Consider the following 16,531-nt stretch of genomic DNA (forward strand, 5'->3'; position numbering starts at 1 on the left):
AGGCGGGCTTTAGGCTGCGACTTCAGACGGTTGCGCCGGAGCGCTCGCGCCATGAGAAAGGTCCGGTCTTCTCGTAAAGCCAGCGGTACTGGGTGGTCATCTGCTGGGCGCGCTTGTAGCGGTAGCCCAGCCCGCCAGCGACGAGCAGGATCACGATGTCGACGAGATAGTAGTAGGGCGAGAGCAGCGTGCCCTCGAACAGCGCGAAGTGAATGAAGCGGACCCCGAAGCCCAGGACGAGCATCGCAGGGATCAGCATCCAGGCCGGGCGCCAGGTCTGGGCGAGGGACTTGCCCGACGCCCAGGCGGCGGCGCCGCCCATCACGATCGACACGAGAATGAAGACGCCGATCGAGGATTCTTCGTGGAGGAGGCCTTGCATGGGTATCCTCGAAACTGGGTGCGCGGCGGTTAGTGGTGGCCGCCTTCGAGATAGGCGGCGCGGACCTGGGGATCCGCCAGGAGCTCGCGTCCCCCGCCCGACATGGTGATGACGCCGTTGACCATGACATAGCCCCGATGGGCGAGCTTCAGCGCATGGTAGGCGTTCTGCTCCACCAGGAAGACCGTCAGGCCCTCCTTGCGGTTGAGCTCGCGAATGGCGTCGAAGATCTGCTTCACGATCAGCGGGGCGAGGCCGAGCGACGGCTCGTCCAGAAGCAGCAGCTTCGGGCGCGCCATCAGGGCGCGGGCGATGGCCAGCATCTGCTGCTCGCCGCCCGAAAGCGTGCCCCCGCGCTGGCCGATGCGCTCCTTCAGGCGCGGGAAGAGCGCGAACATGCGCTCCACGTCCTCGTCGAAATGGGCGAAGTCGTTGATCGCCGCGCCCATCTGCAGGTTCTCGTAGACCGTCATGCGCGGGAACACGCGTCGGCCCTCGGGCGACTGGGAGATGCGCAACCTGGCGATCTCGTGGGTCGGCAGCTGGGTGATGTCCGTCCCGGCGAAGGTGATGCGGCCCTCGCGGGCCCTCGGCGAGCCGAAGATGGTCATCATCAGCGTCGACTTGCCGGCGCCGTTGGCGCCGATCAGCGTGACGATCTCGCCCTGGTTGACGTCCAGGTCGACGCCCTTCAGGGCGATGATGTTGCCGTAGTAGGTCTTGACGCCGCGGACGGAGAGCAGCGGCTGGCCGGCGCCCACGACCGGGGCCGGGGCTTCGGTGACGCGCACGCTCATGGGTTCTGCTCCGCCTCGACCTGTTCAACCACGGTCTCGACCTCGGCCTCGACCTCCTCGACCTCCTCGTCCTCGACGCCCAGGTAAGCGGCGATGACCTTGGGATCGCTCTGGACCTCCTTGGGGGTGCCGTCCGCGATCTTCGTGCCATAGTCGAGCACCACGACGTGGTCGGAGATCTGCATCACCACGGACATGTCGTGCTCGATGAGCAGCACGGCGGCCCCGTGGTCCTTGCGGATGGACTGCAGCAGCGCGTTCAGCTCGAGGCTCTCGCGCGGGTTCAGGCCCGCGGCGGGCTCGTCCAGGCACAGCAGGACAGGGTCCGTGCACATGGCGCGGGCGATCTCCAGCCGGCGCTGGTCGCCATAGGGCAGTTCGCCGGCGGCGTCGTCTGCGCGGTCGGTGAGGTCGATCTTGTCGAGCCAATACTTGGCGCGTTCGATCGCCTCCCTTTCCTTCGCCTTGTAGCCGCCGATGCCGAGCACCCCGAGCACGGTCATGCCGGAGGCCAGCATGAGCGGGTTGTGCTGCGCCACCAGGAGGTTCTCCAGCACCGTCATGCCCTGGAACAGCCGGATGTTCTGGAAGGTGCGGGCGACCTTGGCCTTCCAGTTGATCCGGAAGTCGGCCAGGCGCTCCAGCAGGAAGCTGGACCCATCCGGGTGGGTGAGGGTGATCATGCCCTCGGTCGGCTTGTAGAACCCCGTGATGCAGTTGAACACGGTGGTCTTGCCGGCCCCGTTGGGGCCGATCAGGGCGGTGATCTCGGCGCGGCGGGCCTCGAAGCTGAGGTCGTTGATCGCCACCAGGCCGCCGAAGCGCATGGTGAGGTGGTCGACCTTCAGCAGGGGCGCCTGCGCGACCGCCGGGGTGGAGGAAGCCATGGAGGACATCAGCCGTGGCCCTCCTTCATGAGCGAACTCGACACGCTCTTGCGCTCCTTCAGGAAGGCGGTGGGCTCTCGGGTGGACACCAGGCCGCGCGGCTTCCACAGCATGATCAGGACCATGGCCAGGCCGAACAGCAGGGTGCGGTACTGGGTGGGGTCGAAGTTCTCGCCGAAGACCTGCTTCAGGAAATCAAGCTCGCGCAGGATCTCGAAGCCGCCGACGAGCGCGATGGAGGAGATCACCACGCCGACAAGGCTGCCGGCGCCGCCGAGCACCACGATGGCGAGCACCTGGGCGGACTCGATGAAGGTGAAGCTCTCCGGCGAGATGAAGCCCTGGCGGGCGGCGAAGAAGCAGCCCGCGAAGCCGCCGAACATGGCGCCGAGCGCGAAGGCGGTGAGCTTGGTGTTCGTGGTGTTGATGCCGAGCGACCGGCAGGCGATCTCGTCCTCGCGCAGCGCCTCCCAGGCGCGCCCCACAGGGAGGCGGCGCAACCGCAGGGTGACGTAGGCGGTGAGCAGCGCGAGCGCGAAGATCACGTAATAGAGGAAGATCGTTCGGTAGATCGGGCTGAACTCCAGCCCGAACACCGCCGCGAAGCCGTTGTCGGCCGCCGTGAACGGGATGCCGAAGAAGCTCGGCCGCGGGATCGTCGAGATGCCGGCGTAGCCGTTGGAGAAGTCCACCCAGTTGATCAGGACGAGGCGGATGATCTCGCCGAAGGCCAGCGTCACGATGGCGAGGTAGTCGCCGCGCAGGCGCAGGACCGGGAAGCCCAGGATGATGCCCCACAGGGCGGCGAGCAGGCCGGAGATCGGCAGGCAGACCCAGAAGGCCCAGACGCCGAGGGCGGGGAAGGTCTCCGGGATCACCTTGGTGGCGATCAGGGCGTAGCTGTAGGCGCCGACCGCGTAGAACGCGACGTAGCCGAGGTCGAGCAGGCCGGCGAGGCCCACCACGATGTTCAGGCCCCAGCCCAACATGATGTAGATGAGGATCTGGATGCCGAAGTTGTCGATCCACTTGATCGACCCGCCCTGGCCGGCGAGCGCCAGGGTGATCATCGGATAGGCGGCGATGAAGCCGAGCGCCACCGGGCCGGCGTAGCGGGTGAGGGCGGAGAGCCTGGCCCGGGTCGCGGGCGACACCGGGGAGCTCACTCCCGCCGTCTCGACTCGGCGCTCCCAGAGCAGGCCCAGGACCAGCAGCAGGGCGCCGACCGAGAACACGATCGCGGCGAAGCTGTCGAAGGCGGCGTTGACCGCCCGGCCCAGGCCGCCCAGCAAGGTGAAGCAGCCCAGGATCAGCAGGGTCTTGGTGAGCTTGTTGACGAAGAAGACCTGCACGAAGCGGGCGATGAACACCGCGATGCACAGCAGCGCCACCCAGCTCCAGCGGGGAATGAGCACGAGCTCATTCGCCATGTTCTGCTCGGTGCGCAGCGCCAGGATGGGGAAGGAGAGGCCCAGCGTCACCAGGGCGGCGAAGCCGCCTTCCCGGACGGCGCGCGTCAGGAGGGCGCCGGCCGCGGGGCGGGCCGGAGCGGAAGCGTCAAGGGTCGCGGCCATGGCTCACACCTTCTCGACTTCGGGACGGCCGAGGATGCCCGTGGGCAGGAAGATGAGCGTGATGGCGAGGATGGAGAACGCCGCCACGTCCTTGTAGTCGATGGTGAAGTAGGCCGACCACATGGTCTCGATGAGGCCGATGAGCAGGCCGCCGATCACCGCGCCGGGGAGGGAGCCGATGCCGCCGAGCACGGCGGCCGTGAAGGCCTTCACGCCCGGGACGAAGCCGTCGGCGAAGTTCACCACGCCATAGTACATCAGGTACATGACGCCCGCGACGGCCGCGAGGGCGGCGCCGATCACGAAGGTGATGGAGATGGTGCGGTCCACGTCGATGCCGAGGAGGGCGGCCATCTTGCGGTCTTGCTCGCAGGCGCGCTGGGCGCGGCCGAGCGGCGTCTTCTGCACCAGCCACCAGAACACGGCCAGCAGCAGCGCCGTCACCACCATGATGACGATCTGCTTGTAGGCCAGCACCACGGTGTTGGAGCCCTCGCCCATGACCGTGATGGTGCCCTGGATCATCGGCGGCAGCGGCTTGTTGCGCGGGCCCTGGATCACCTGCACGAGGTTGGACAGGAAGATCGACATGCCGATGGCGGAGATCAGCGGCGCGAGGCGGAAGGAGCCGCGCAGCGGGCGGTAGGCGACCCGCTCGATGGTCCAGTTCCAGAGGCCCGTCAGCGCCATGCCGCAGACCAGGACCAGGATCAGCGCCGGGATTACGGCGACGCCGAGCCAGGCGGTAATGAGCATGAAGAGGATGAGGGCGATGAAGCCGCCCACCATGAAGACGTCGCCATGGGCGAAGTTGACCATGCCGATGATGCCGAAGACCATCGTGTAGCCGATCGCAATCAGGCCATAGATGGACCCCAGCGTCAGCCCGTTGATGAGCTGCTGGAGAAACACTTCCATGTAAAACGCCACTCCCCTCTGTCGCCCCATTCGCTCTGTCGGCGCTGTCGGGGCGGCTCGGACCGGCAAGCAAGGCGCATGCCCGGGCCCGGTCTTATCGTGACCAAACTCTTAGCAAGACCCCCGCACGCCGACAATGATCGGCGGTCACAATCCCGACAAAAAGCAGAAAGCGCTAAAACAAGCGCCGCCTGCAGCGGATTTTGCCGTCGGCAGCCTCTCGCGGCGGAATTGACGCAAGAGACTGCGAGTCGCCGCTCCCTCATGCGCCGGGCGCCGGGCTGCCATGTCAGCTGCGGTCCTTCACCTGGAACCCGTGCGCCAACGGGTCGCGGTCGTCGATGAAGATCGTGTTGTAGCCCGTCATGCGCGCCCAGCCCTCGATGGAGGGCACGATGGCGTCGTAGTCGCCCAGTTTCACGGCCTTCTCGACCCGCCCCTTGAACAGCGTGCCGATGATCGACTCGTGGACGAAGTCGTCGCCCACCTTGAGGCGCCCGAGCGCCGCCCACTGGGCCATGCGGGCCGAAGTGCCGGTGCCGCACGGCGAGCGGTCGATGGCCTTGTCGCCGTAGAACACCGCGTTCCTGGCGTGAGCCTCGGGGTTGGTCGGGGTTCCGGTCCATTGCACGTGGGATAGGCCGTTGATGGCCGGGTTCTCGGGGTGGACGAAGTCGTACTTGGCCCGGAACGCCGCGCGCACCTTCGGGCTCCAGCGCAGGATGTCGGACGGATTCACGTGCTCCAGGCCGGGGAAGTTCTTCTGCGGCTCGATGATGGCGTAGAAGTTGCCGCCATAGGCCACGTCCGCCACGATCTCGCCGAGGCCCTCCACGTCCGCGGTAAGCTCGCGCGAGTGGAGGAAGGACGGCACGTTGGTGATGCGGACGCTGTCCACATACTGCCCATTCTGCACAAAGCGCGCCTCCACGAGCCCGGCGGGCGTGTCGATGCGCAGCACGCCCGGCTCCCGCGGGGTCACCAGCCCGCGCTCCAGCGCCATGGTGACCGTGCCGATCGTGCCGTGCCCGCACATGGGCAGGCAGCCGGAGGTCTCGATGAACAGGAAAGCGATGTCGCAGTCCTCGCGCGTCGGCGGATAAAGGATCGCGCCCGACATCATGTCGTGGCCGCGCGGCTCGAACATCAGGCCGGTGCGGATCCAGTCGTATTCGGCCAGGAAGTGGGCGCGCTTCTCCACCATGGTGCGCCCCTCCAGCCGCGGCCCGCCGCCCGCGACCAGACGCACCGGATTGCCGCAGGTGTGGCCGTCGACGCAAAAGAAGGTGTGAGTGGCCATAGGGTTAGTCCTGAGCTTTGAGCTTGTGATTCAGGTTTAGGAAGCGCTGTCGCCGACGTTCGCCGTCATCCCCGGCGACCCGCGAAGCGGGTCGCGAAGGGGATCCAGGGGTGAGCGCGGCCGCCCTGGATCCCCTTCCCGGCGCTGCGCGCCGCCGGGGATGACGGCGCAAACTGGACGTCTCTGGTCGACATCAAAACCGCTGGGGGCTGAAGCGCGCAAGGTCTATGGCGGGGGCGCGGCCGGCGATCAGGGCCGCGACGAGATCGGCGGTGGCGGCGGACTGGGTGAGGCCGTAGTGCCCGTGGCCGAAGGCGTAGAGCACGTCCGGCGTCGCACGCGAGCGGCCGATTACGGGCAGTGAATCCGGGATGGAGGGGCGGAAGCCCATCCAGAGCGTGCCTGAGTCGAAGGCCGGGAGGTCGCGCAGGTAGCGGGTCGCCTTGGCGTAGAGGGCGCGGGTGCGGGCGTGGTTGGGCGGCAATTCGAGCCCGCCGAGCTCCACGGCGCCGCCGATGCGCAGGCCGCTGTCCAGCGGCGTCGCCACGAAGCCCTGGCCGTCGAAGGACACCGGCCGGTTGAGCAGGCCGGTGACGCCAGGGAAGCTGACATTGTAGCCGCGCTCGGTGTCGAGCGGCACGACGTCGCCCAGGGCGGCCGCGAGCGGCTTCGACCAGGCGCCTGCGGCCAGCACCACCTTGTCGGCGGTGCGCGATCCGCCGCCCGCGAGGCCGATGCGCACGGGGGAGCCCGGTTCGATGCGGGAGACCGCCGCCTTCTGGAACCGCACGCCGCGCTCCAGGGCCGCGTCGAACAGCGCCTGCGTGACTTCGCGCGGGTCTGTGACGTGGGCGGCGTCGGGGAAAAAGGCTGCGGCCACGATCCGGTCGGAGAGCGCCGGCTCCATCTGGCGCACCTCGACGGCGTCCAGGAGGTCGCAGGCGACGCCGAAGGCGCGCTGCTTCTGGAAATGTCCCTTGGCGCGCGCGAAGGCGTCCGCGTCATCGAAGACGAACAGGCCGCCGCGGCGGTGGATGAGGCGAGCGAGGCCGAGCTCGCCCGAGAGCTTCGTCCAGGCCGGCATGGCGAGGCGCTGCAGGGAGACGAGCGCCTCCACGGAGCGCGCCAGGTTGTCGGGGCGGGAGGCCCAGATGAGGCGCGTCAGCCAGGGCAGGATGGGGAGGAGGTAGCTCGGTCGGATCGCCAGGGGCCCCAGCGGGTCCAGCAGGAACCGCGGCACGCGCCGCAGCATCTTGGGCGAGGCGATGGGGTCGATGTCGGTGTGGGCGAGCCAGCCGGCGTTGCCCTGCGAGGCGCCCGCCGCCGGCCCTTCACGGTCCAGAACCGTGACGTCATGCCCTTCCGCGGCCAGCGCATGGGCGCTGGCGAGGCCGACGAGCCCGGCTCCGATGACGGTGATCTTCATGGTGTTTTCCCAGGCCGATGCCGCCGGCGACCCCTCATCCGGCGCTTCGCGCCACCCTCGGGTCAAGCCCGAGGGCAGGCTCTTCTCCCCGCGCCGGGGAGAAGGAAAGGTCGGCGCCGTCGCGCCCCCTCTCCCCGGCACGGGAGAGGGCTGGGGTGAGGCGAGCGCCTTACTCCGCGGCGAGCTTTGCGGCAGGCAGCTTCGGGCGATTGGCCATGGCCTTCTCCACGATGGCCTCCACGCGGGCGCGATCCTCGCCGACGAGCGGCAGGCGCGGGGCGCGGCAGCGGTCGTTGGAGTTGGTGACCAGCGCCTCGACCAGCTTGATGTTCTGGACGAGCCTGGACGACACGTCGAGGTCGAGCAGCGGCTGGAACCAGCGGTAGATCGCCAGCGCCTCGGCCATGCGGCCCTGGCGCGCCAGCTCGTAGATCGCGACCGTCTCGGCCGGGAAGGCGCAGACGAGGCCGGCGACCCAGCCCACGGCGCCCACCGCGAGGCTCTCCAGGGCGAGATTGTCGACGCCGGTGAAAACCTGGAAGCGGTCGCCCACGGCGTTGAAGATCTGGGTGACGCGGCGCACGTCGTCGGACGACTCCTTAATCGCCACAAACAGCGGATCGGCCGCAAGCTCGCCCAGCATCGTGGGCGTGATGTCGACGCCGTAGCTCACAGGGTTGTTGTAGATCATCACCGGCAGGCCACCGGCCTTCGCGACGGCGCGGTAGTGCGCCATGGTCTCGCTGGAATCCGACTTATAGGGCACGCCGGGCAGGACCATGAAGCCCTCGGCCCCCGCCTTGGCGCCGGCCTCGGCGAGCGCCTGGGCGCGGCGGGTCGAGCCCTCGACCACGGTGAGCAGCACCGGGACCTTGCCGCCGGCGACGCGCAGGGCGGTCTTGAGCACCTCGATCTTCTCGTCCGGCTCCAGCGTGGACGCCTCGCCCAGCGAACCGCAGACGATGAGGCCGTGCACGCCCGCGTCGAGCTGCAGGGCGAAGCAGCGCTCCATCTCGGCGACGTCGAGCCGGTCGTCCGCCGTGAACTTGGTGGTGACCGCGGGGAAGATCCCACTCCAGTTGGCGCCCTTGCTCATGGCCGTCTCCCTTGTGCTGCCGTTTGTATATCTGTAATATATCACAGCTGAAGGGGCGTCAACCGCCGTTGGAGAGTTCGGAGACAGCCTGCGCCAGCGCCTTGCCTCTGTCATCCCCGGGCTTGTCCCGGGGATCCACGCGGGCGGCGGAGGCGTGGATGGCCGGGACACGCCCGGTCATGACGGGGAGGTCAGTGTGTAGGGAGCGGCCATGGCTTGCGACTTCCGCCGTCATCCCCGGGCTTATCCCGGGGATCCACGCGGGCGGCGGAGGCGTGGATGGCCGGGACGAGCCCGGCCATGACGAGAGGGAGGGCGCAGACATTACTGGCGTCGCTCCGCCGTCATCCCCGGCCGGAGCCGCGCAGCGGCGGAGGGGAAGGGGATCCAGGGGCGACCTGCGCCGCTCCCAGAGCGGGCCGGTGAGATCGGCGCGCGCCGTCCTGGATCCCCTTCCCGGCGCTGCGCGCCGCCGGGGATGACGGCCGTGGGACGACAGACGGGGGCGGTCGCCGGGGGTGACGGCGGAGCGCGGGCCGGGTGAAACGAAGGACGCGGAGCGGACATGGACGCGGTTGAGGTTGAGACGCCAAGCGCGCCGGCGATCGGCGAGACCCTGGCCGATGCGGCCTATCGGCTGATCGAGGACGCCATCGTGCGGCTGGCGCTTGCGCCGGGGATGCGGCTGACCGAGCAGGAACTCGCCGCCCGCACGGGCCTGGGCCGCACGCCGGTGCGGGAAGCGGTGCAGCGACTCGTGGCCGACGGGCTGCTCGTGGTGTTCCCGCGCAAGGGCATGGCGGTGCCCGCCATCAACCCCATGGACGTGCTGCTGGCGCTCGACGTTCGCGCCGCGCTGGAGCGGGTCGCGGCGACAGCGGCCGCCCGGCGGGCGTCCGCGGCGCAAAGGTCCGAGCTGACGCGCCTTGCGGACGACATGCTGGCGGCGGCCGAGCGCGGCGACCCGGCCGGCTACATGCAGGCCGACCAGCGGTTCGACCACCTGCTGGGGGAGGCCTCGGGCAACCCCTTCGCGGCGCGCGCGCTCGCGCCGCTGCAGTCCATGGCGCGGCGGGCCTGGTACTACTTCCGGCGCGAGCAGGACCTGGCGTCGTCGTCGCGGCTGCATGTCGCAGTGGCCCAGGCGATCGCGGCCGGAGACCAAGCTCGGGCCGGCGAGGCCTCGGACGCGCTGATCGCCCATGTTCGGGACGGCCTGAAGCAGGGACTGGCCGAACTTTGACGCTTGTCAGGGCGAGTGACCCAAACTGGCGCCCCGGGGAGGCCCTGCGCGGGCGGCCCGCTGGCCCTCGCATTGCCTGTTAAGGACCGGGGCCCTATCTTGGGTCCTTGCGGAGCGCCGAGTTCATGACCCTTCCCCTGCGCGTCAATCCCGCTGGCGGCCCGGTCTCGACCGGGATCGACGCCAGCCTGGGCGCGGCTCCCCCGGGCTGCGACGAGCAATCGCTGATCTATCGCGAGGGCATGAGCCGGCTCGCGGCGGCGGTGAACATCGTGACCACGGACGGCCCCGCGGGCCTCGCCGGGTTCACGGCGACGGCCGTGGCGTCCATCTCGGACCGGCCGCCCTCCCTGCTCGTGTGCCTCAACCGGACCAGCGGCTCCGCGGCGCGGCTGATCGCCAACGGCGTGTTCTGCGTCAACACGCTCGCGGCCGAGCACAGGGCGCTCGCGGATGACTTCGCCGGCCGCACGGGCCTGCATGGCGAGGCCCGCTTCGCGCGCGGCGCCTGGGGCGCCCTGGAGACGGGCGCGCCCGTGCTCGAAGACTCCCTGACCTCCTTCGATTGCCGGCTCATGGAGGTGAAGGACGTCGCCACCCACCACGTGCTGGTGGGGGAGGTGGTCGCGGTCCGGCTGGGGGGCGAAAAACCCAGCCTCGTCTACGTGCACCGGCGCTATCACGCCGTGTGAGCGCGCGTGAGCCGCAACAGGGCGCGCAGGCTGCGCCCGAGCGCGTAGGGCGCGAGCGCCGCGGCCAAGGCTCCCGCCAGGATCCCCGCCAGCGCGCCGGTGAAGCCATCTGAAAACAGCAGGAACAGCGCCGGCCCGAGCAGCGCCACGGGCGCCATCAGGAACCAGCGCGTGCGGGCCAGGCCCAGCGCGAAGCACAGCAGCAGGTAGGCCCAGCCGACCGGGGTCATGAAGACGACCATGAGCACCGGGGCGAGCATGTCCAGGTTGGGATCGCCGCTCACGGTCGCGCTCCGGCCTCGCCCAGCACGAAGATCCGGTCGCCCTCCAGGGCGACGCGGCGGCCCGCCAGGGGCGCCTGGTCGGCCGCGGCCAGCCGAAGAGCGGGCGGCGTCGCCCAGCCCATCTCGCGCGCCACCACGACGCCGAGCAGCAGGATGGCGTCCGGCTCGGCCATGAGGATGGCCGCCGGCGCCTTGCCGGCGTGGATCAACTCCAGCAGCACCGCGGAGGCGGAGGACGAGCCGATCGTGCCCGGCAGGGCCAGGACCCGCCCCGCGACGCACTCGCCGCGCTCCGGGTGACGGGCGTCGATGATGATCCCGGTCTTCGGGTCGACCCCGCCCCAGAAGCTGATAGGCGCCGAGAGCGCCAGCACCTCGCCTTCAGCGGGGTCTTCGGATGGAATCAGGATCTCGGCGGTCAGCTCCACAGGCGGTCCTCCCGGACGAGACGGCCGGCCACGGCGCTTTCGACGCAGTCGGCGAGGGCGCCGTATTGCACGGCCAGCCCGGTGTTGCCGGGCGCGTAGTGGGCGAACTTGCCGGAATTAGTCATCAGGACGCCGTCGGTGCGCTCCAGGATCGGGGTCACCACCACGCAGGTGTCGGCCACGAAGGTGATTCCCTGCGCTTCGAGCCGGGCCCGGCGGCCGTCGGCGTCGAGGGCGCTGATGACGTGGCGGCCGGTGCAGGCGTAGAACGGAATCCGCGCGGTGCGGCCGGCCAGCAGGCGGTCGAGCTCGACGACCTCGTCCAGCGACAGATGCGGGCTGCCGATGGCGACGGCGTCCACGGCGTCCCCTTCGGCGGTGGAGAGCCGCGCCGCGGCTGCGCGCAGGGCGGGGCCGTCTACGTGGATGACGTGGGCCGCCGCGAGGCCGTCCGGGCCGCCGCAGGCCGTCGCGAGGTCGGGCGCCTCGGGCGTGACGCCCGCGACGTGGAACAGGCCGACGCCGCCGGACGAGGCCGCGGCTGCGCCGAGCGCCTTGAGGCGGTCCTCCGTGGCGAAGCCCTGGAGGCCCGCCACGACGCCGATGGCGGATCCCAGGGCCAGGCCGTACCAGGTTCCGAAGACGGGCCAGAACGCCTCCGAGCCGCGCAGCCCTGGCGAGAGGCCGGACGCGTCCACCACCACGGTCGCGCGGCGGTTCTCGGGCCGGTGGAGGCCGTAGTCGGGCGCGCGCCCGGCGATCGCGCAGGCGATGTCCAGGAAGTCGCCGTAGCGGTTCGTGCGCGCGCCCAGCACGGAGTTGCAGAACGCGACCGCGTTGGATTCGCCCCAGGCGACGTCGGCGCCCGCGGGCGGACGGTGGCCCGCCTGGTAGGGCGCGCAGGTCCAGGTGGGCGCGCAGCCCATGCGCTCGTAGGCGCGCATCATGCGGCGCGCCATCTCGCGCGCGCGCGCGCCCAGGCGCACGCGCGAGCACCCGACCAGGTCGAGCGCGCCCACGTTGAGCGTGGCGGGCACGCTCACGCGCGCGCCGCCGTCCACGAGCGCCTCCGCGAACAGCGTGCCCGAGTCCCCGTGGTAGAGCGCGCCGTCGATGTGCGCGGACGCGATCGGCAGCAGGCGCGGCGCGCCCATCAGGCGCGCGGCCTCCGCGACCACGCGCATGGCGACCGCGGCTCCGCGCCCCTGCTCGCCGGCGGCGAGCGCGCGTTCCTCCTGCGTAAGCGCGAGCATGGTAGACCTTCGTTTTCCGCCCAGCCTGACGCGTTGCGGAGCCGCGCGCGACATGGTCTGATCCGGCCGACTTTAGCAGGACGGGCCGAGCGGGGCGCAAGCCCCGGCCGAGCGGCCCGCGCATACACCTTTGGAGGAACGACCCATGGCCATGACGATGTCGGGCGAATTCACGCTTCCCGCCGACAAGGCGACCGTCTGGGCCAAGCTGAACGACCCCGACGTGCTGCGCGCCTGCATCCCGGGCTGCCAGAGCCTGGAGCGGACCGGCGACAACGGCTTCGCGGCCGTGGCCAAGGTGAAGGTCGGGCCGGTGAGCGCCACCTTCAAGGGCAAGGTCACCCTGTCGGACATCGACCCGCCGAACGGCTACCGCATCACGGGCGAGGGCGAGGGCGGCGTGGCCGGCTTCGCCAAGGGCGGCGCCGCCGTGAAGCTCGAGGACGCGGAGGGGGGCACGAAGCTCACCTACGATGTCGAGGCTCAGATCGGCGGCAAGCTCGCCCAACTCGGCGGGCGGCTGATCAACGGCGTCGCCAAGAAGATGGCCGACGAGTTCTTCGCCAACTTCGCGAAGGCCGTGGAGCCGCAGGCGGCCTGAGGGGCGTTCCGGGGGAGTCGATCCGCCGAACAGGGCAGGTCCGGGCCGCGACGTGTCGCCGGCGCCAAGCAGCGGCCCAGGGCGGGGGCCTCTGTCTATCGCCCGTTCGCCCTTGGATCCCCTTCCCGCGCCTGCGGCGCGCCGGGGATGATGGCGCACTCACGTCGGGGTCGTCGCTCTGCGGGCCCACGCCCCACGGCCAAGCTCACGCTGCGGCGCGGCGCCCTCGTTATTGCAGAGCGGCGCCCGCTCGCGTCGGCGAATTTGCTTCAAAAGCGGCCAAATCGGGCCTCTTTCTCATTCGTCAATCCGCTTGACCGCGTTTTCAGCCCGTACCAAACTCGAATTCTTCCAAGTTGGATGACAGGCCGCCCGGGCTGGCCAGCCCGGGCTCCCATTGTCCGACGAGCAGTCAGTTTTCGCGTTCGCGGGCCTCAAGCGAGTTCGCCGCGCCAGCGGCCAAGAATCGAGTCGCCTGCCCCGGGCAGCCGGGCGCTCGGCGGCGCACCAGTGGAGGAAGGTATGACCACCATTTCGATGACGGTGAACGGCAAGGCCGTGACCGGGAACGTGGAGCCGCGCACGCTCCTCGTGCAGTTCCTGCGCGAGAACCTGCGGCTCACCGGGACGCATGTCGGGTGCGACACCAGCCAGTGCGGCGCCTGCGTGGTGCATGTCGACGGCGCGGCCGTGAAGAGCTGCACCATGCTGGCCGTGAGCTGCGACGGCTCGAACGTCACCACCATCGAGGGCCTGGCGAACGGCGCCGAGCTGCATCCCATGCAGGCCGCCTTCCGCGAGCACCACGGCCTTCAGTGCGGATTCTGCACGCCGGGCATGATCATGAGCGCGGTGGACATGGTGAACCGGCTCGGCCCGGACCTCGACGAGAAGACCATCCGCGAGGAGCTCGAGGGCAACATCTGCCGTTGCACGGGCTATCACAACATCGTCAAGGCGGTGGAGGCCGGCGCCCAGGCCATGGGCGCGACAGGGCAGCGCGTCGCGGCGGAGTGACGGCGGCGGCCGGATCTGAGCGGCGGCTGGGCATGGCGCCAAGTCTCCTGGATCCCCTTCTCGGCGCTTCGCGCCGCCGGGGATAACGGGGAGGGGAGGCGCCCGAGCCGCCTCCCGGCAGCCGGGCCGCGACCTCAAGCCGACCACCCATCACCTTCGACACCAACCCATTTCTTCGCGCCGAAGCCGACCGGACCCGATCCAAGCAACAAAACGGCCGGCGCGTCCCGAGGAGGAACACCATGGCATCCACCGGCATCGGCGCGCCCGTGCGCCGCAAGGAAGACTTCCGGTTCATCACCGGCAAGGGCCAGTACACGGACGACATCAACCGCCCCGGACAGACCTACGCGGCCTTCGTGCGCTCGCCGCACGCGCACGCGGCCATCAAGCGGATCGACGCATCCGAGGCGCTGGCCTCGCCCGGCGTGCTCGCCGTCCTGACCGGCGCGGACCTGGAGGCCGACAAGATCGGCGGGCTGATCTGCGGCTGGATGATCCACAACAAGGACGGCTCGCCCATGAAGGCCGGCGCCCATCCGGCGCTCGCGGTGGGCAAGGTGCGCTACGTGGGCGACCACGTGGCGGTGGTGATCGCCGAGACGCAGGCGCAGGCGCGCGACGCCGCCGAGAAGGTGGCGGTGGACTACGAGCCGCTTCCCGCCGTGGTCGACATGAACGAGGCTCTCACGGGCAAGACCGTGATCCACGACGTGGCGCCGGACAACCGGGTCTACGACTGGCACCTGGGCGACAAGGCCGCCACGGACGCCGCCTTCGCCAAGGCGAAGCACGTCACCCGGCTCGACCTCGTCAACAACCGCCTGGCGCCCAACCCCATGGAGCCGCGCGCGGCCATTGGGGACTACGACGCCGGCAATGACGCCTTCACGCTCTACACGACGAGCCAGAACCCGCACGTGGCGCGCCTCGTGCTCTCGGCCTTCATCGGCATCGCGCCGGAGCACAAGCTGCGCGTGATCGCGCCGGACGTGGGCGGCGGCTTCGGCTCCAAGATCTTCATCTACGCCGAGGAGACGGTCTGCGTGTGGGCGGCCAAGCGGGTTGGCCGGCCGGTGAAGTGGACGTCGGACCGCACGGAGGCCTTCCTGGCCGACGCGCATGGGCGCGACCACCTCACGCACGCCGAGCTGGCGCTCGACGAGCGCGGCAAGATCCTGGGCCTGCGGGTGCACACCAAGGCGAATCTCGGCGCCTATCTGTCGACCTTCTCGTCGTCGGTGCCGACCTACCTCTACGCCCCCCTGCTGTCGGGCCAGTACGACATCCCGGCGATCTACTGCGAGGTGGAGGGCGTCTACACCACGACGGCCCCGGTGGACGCCTATCGCGGGGCGGGACGGCCGGAGGCGACCTTCGTGGTCGAGCGCCTCGTCGAAGTGGCGGCGCGCGAGCTGGGCCAGGACCCGGCGGCCTTCCGGAAGAAGAACTTCATCCGCAAGTTCCCGCACCAGACGCCGGTGATCATGGCCTATGACACGGGCGACTACACGGCCTCCCTCGAGAAGGCTCTCGAGATGGCCGACGTGAAGGGCTTCGCCAAGCGTCGTCGCGAGAGCGCCCGCAACGGCAAGCTGCGCGGGCTTGGCTACTCGGCCTATATCGAGGCCTGCGGCATCGCCCCGTCCCAGGCGGTGGGCTCTCTGGGCGCCGGCGTGGGCCTTTGGGAGTCGGCCGAGGTGCGGGTGAACCCGGTGGGCACCGTCGAGGTGCTGACCGGCTCGCACTCCCATGGCCAGGGCCACGAAACCACCTTCGCGCAGCTCGTGTCCGACCGGCTGGGCATCCCGATCGACCAGGTCGCGATCGTGCACGGCGACACCGACAAGGTGCAGTTCGGCATGGGCACCTACGGCTCGCGCTCGGGCGCGGTGGGCATGTCCGCCATCTCCAAGGCGCTCGACAAGGTGATCGCCAAAGGCAAGAAGGTCGCCGCCTACGCGATGGAGGCCTCGGAGGGCGACATCGAGTTCAAGGACGGCCGGTTCGGCGTGTCCGGCACGGACAAGTCGCTGGGCTTCGGCGAGGTGGCGCTGCAGGCCTATATCGCCCACAAGTTCTCCGGGCAGGAGCTGGAGCCGGGGCTGAAGGAGGGGGCGTTCTACGATCCCACCAACTTCACGTTCCCGTCGGGCGTGCACATTTGCGAGGTGGAGATCGACCCCGACACGGGCGTCACCACCATCGAGAAGTGGACGGCGGTGGACGACTTCGGCCACGTGATCAACCCGATGATCGTGGAAGGCCAGGTGCATGGCGGCATCGCCCAGGGCGTCGGGCAGGCGCTGCTCGAGGGCGTCCGCTACGACGCCTCCGGGCAGCTCGTGACCGCCTCCTACATGGACTACTGCATGCCGCGTGCGAAGGACCTGCCGAGCTTCCAGGTCGGCACCACGGTGACGCCGTGCCCGTCCAACCCGCTCGGCATCAAGGGCTGCGGCGAGGCCGGCGCCATCGCGGCGCCGCCGGCGGTGATCAACGCCATCACGGACGCGCTCGGCCACGAGGATATCGCCATGCCGGCGACGCCCCAGGCCGTGTGGCAGGCCGTGCAGCGGCGCCTGCCGGCGATCGCGGCGGAGTGAATTCCACGGCGGCGGTTTTCCGCCGCC

General features: G+C 70.0%; 17 protein-coding genes. 5 read left to right on the forward strand and 12 right to left on the reverse strand.

Annotation, left to right across the window (positions count from 1 at the left end):
• Window positions 1-22 precede the first annotated feature (22 nt).
• The 9 genes from SLNSH_RS14025 to SLNSH_RS25590 all read right to left on the reverse strand — a co-directional run bounded on the left by SLNSH_RS14025 (window position 23) and on the right by SLNSH_RS25590 (window position 8,561).
• Window positions 23-382, reverse strand: a complete 360-nt coding sequence (locus SLNSH_RS14025) for a DUF6867 family protein (RefSeq protein ID WP_106337639.1) — start codon at window positions 380-382, stop codon at window positions 23-25.
• Between the two features lie 29 nt (window positions 383-411).
• Entirely contained in the window at window positions 412-1,179 is a 768-nt protein-coding gene (locus tag SLNSH_RS14030) for an ABC transporter ATP-binding protein (protein WP_106337640.1), read from the reverse strand.
• Window positions 1,176-2,075 carry an ABC transporter ATP-binding protein gene (locus SLNSH_RS14035; RefSeq protein WP_280954474.1) on the reverse strand — a complete coding sequence of 300 codons (900 nt, stop codon included), beginning with the start codon at window positions 2,073-2,075 and terminating at the stop codon, window positions 1,176-1,178. The genes SLNSH_RS14030 and SLNSH_RS14035 overlap by 4 nt, the downstream gene beginning before the upstream one ends.
• Window positions 2,075-3,640 carry a high-affinity branched-chain amino acid ABC transporter permease LivM gene (livM, locus tag SLNSH_RS14040; RefSeq protein WP_106337641.1) on the reverse strand — a complete coding sequence of 522 codons (1,566 nt, stop codon included), beginning with the start codon at window positions 3,638-3,640 and terminating at the stop codon, window positions 2,075-2,077. Before livM ends, SLNSH_RS14035 begins: the two co-directional genes overlap by 1 nt.
• Window positions 3,641-3,643: 3 nt before the next feature.
• A complete protein-coding gene (locus tag SLNSH_RS14045) occupies window positions 3,644-4,558 on the reverse strand; it encodes a branched-chain amino acid ABC transporter permease (protein WP_106337642.1) in 915 nt (304 codons plus the stop codon).
• A gap of 289 nt (window positions 4,559-4,847) precedes the next feature.
• A complete protein-coding gene (locus SLNSH_RS14050; protein ID WP_106337643.1) occupies window positions 4,848-5,858 on the reverse strand; it encodes a 4-hydroxyproline epimerase in 1,011 nt (336 codons plus the stop codon).
• Window positions 5,859-6,051: 193 nt separating this feature from the next.
• Window positions 6,052-7,284, reverse strand: a complete 1,233-nt coding sequence (locus SLNSH_RS14055) for an NAD(P)/FAD-dependent oxidoreductase (protein ID WP_106337644.1) — start codon at window positions 7,282-7,284, stop codon at window positions 6,052-6,054.
• Between the two features lie 169 nt (window positions 7,285-7,453).
• Window positions 7,454-8,380 carry a dihydrodipicolinate synthase family protein gene (locus tag SLNSH_RS14060; protein ID WP_106337645.1) on the reverse strand — a complete coding sequence of 309 codons (927 nt, stop codon included), beginning with the start codon at window positions 8,378-8,380 and terminating at the stop codon, window positions 7,454-7,456.
• Between the two features lie 58 nt (window positions 8,381-8,438).
• Window positions 8,439-8,561 carry a hypothetical protein gene (locus tag SLNSH_RS25590; protein WP_280954475.1) on the reverse strand — a complete coding sequence of 41 codons (123 nt, stop codon included), beginning with the start codon at window positions 8,559-8,561 and terminating at the stop codon, window positions 8,439-8,441.
• A 384-nt stretch (window positions 8,562-8,945) separates the two neighbouring features.
• Between SLNSH_RS25590 and SLNSH_RS14070 the strand changes: the two genes are divergently transcribed.
• Together SLNSH_RS14070 and SLNSH_RS14075 are read left to right on the forward strand one after the other, a co-directional pair.
• Complete coding sequence (locus SLNSH_RS14070; protein ID WP_106337647.1) at window positions 8,946-9,623, forward strand: GntR family transcriptional regulator; 678 nt, start codon at window positions 8,946-8,948, stop codon at window positions 9,621-9,623.
• 125 nt (window positions 9,624-9,748) lie between these two features.
• Entirely contained in the window at window positions 9,749-10,315 is a 567-nt protein-coding gene (locus SLNSH_RS14075; protein ID WP_106337648.1) for a flavin reductase, read from the forward strand.
• Here the strand turns inward: SLNSH_RS14075 and SLNSH_RS14080 are convergent.
• From SLNSH_RS14080 to SLNSH_RS14090, 3 genes are read right to left on the reverse strand one after another with little or no spacing between them, the layout of a single operon-like run.
• A complete protein-coding gene (locus tag SLNSH_RS14080) occupies window positions 10,303-10,599 on the reverse strand; it encodes a hypothetical protein (RefSeq protein ID WP_106337649.1) in 297 nt (98 codons plus the stop codon). The two genes, SLNSH_RS14075 and SLNSH_RS14080, sit on opposite strands and share 13 nt — an antisense overlap.
• On the reverse strand, window positions 10,596-11,027 hold the full coding sequence (locus tag SLNSH_RS14085) for an aconitase X swivel domain-containing protein (RefSeq protein WP_106337650.1): 432 nt from the start codon (window positions 11,025-11,027) through the stop codon (window positions 10,596-10,598). Before SLNSH_RS14085 ends, SLNSH_RS14080 begins: the two co-directional genes overlap by 4 nt.
• Window positions 11,018-12,280 (reverse strand): aconitase X, encoded by a 1,263-nt coding sequence (locus tag SLNSH_RS14090; protein WP_106337651.1) that lies wholly within the window; start codon window positions 12,278-12,280, stop codon window positions 11,018-11,020. Before SLNSH_RS14090 ends, SLNSH_RS14085 begins: the two co-directional genes overlap by 10 nt.
• A gap of 145 nt (window positions 12,281-12,425) precedes the next feature.
• Here SLNSH_RS14090 and SLNSH_RS14095 point away from each other — a divergent pair, with 145 nt between their 5' ends.
• The 3 genes from SLNSH_RS14095 (at window position 12,426) to SLNSH_RS14105 (ending at window position 16,504) form a co-directional block, all read left to right on the forward strand.
• On the forward strand, window positions 12,426-12,881 hold the full coding sequence (locus SLNSH_RS14095; RefSeq protein WP_106337652.1) for an SRPBCC family protein: 456 nt from the start codon (window positions 12,426-12,428) through the stop codon (window positions 12,879-12,881).
• Window positions 12,882-13,403: 522 nt separating this feature from the next.
• A complete protein-coding gene (locus tag SLNSH_RS14100) occupies window positions 13,404-13,898 on the forward strand; it encodes a (2Fe-2S)-binding protein (RefSeq protein ID WP_106337653.1) in 495 nt (164 codons plus the stop codon).
• A gap of 242 nt (window positions 13,899-14,140) precedes the next feature.
• Window positions 14,141-16,504, forward strand: coding sequence for a xanthine dehydrogenase family protein molybdopterin-binding subunit (locus SLNSH_RS14105; RefSeq protein ID WP_106337654.1), 2,364 nt, complete (start codon window positions 14,141-14,143; stop codon window positions 16,502-16,504).
• Window positions 16,505-16,531 lie beyond the last annotated feature (27 nt).

It is taken from the genome of Alsobacter soli (assembly GCF_003004785.1).
GTDB lineage: Bacteria > Pseudomonadota > Alphaproteobacteria > Rhizobiales > Beijerinckiaceae > Alsobacter > Alsobacter soli.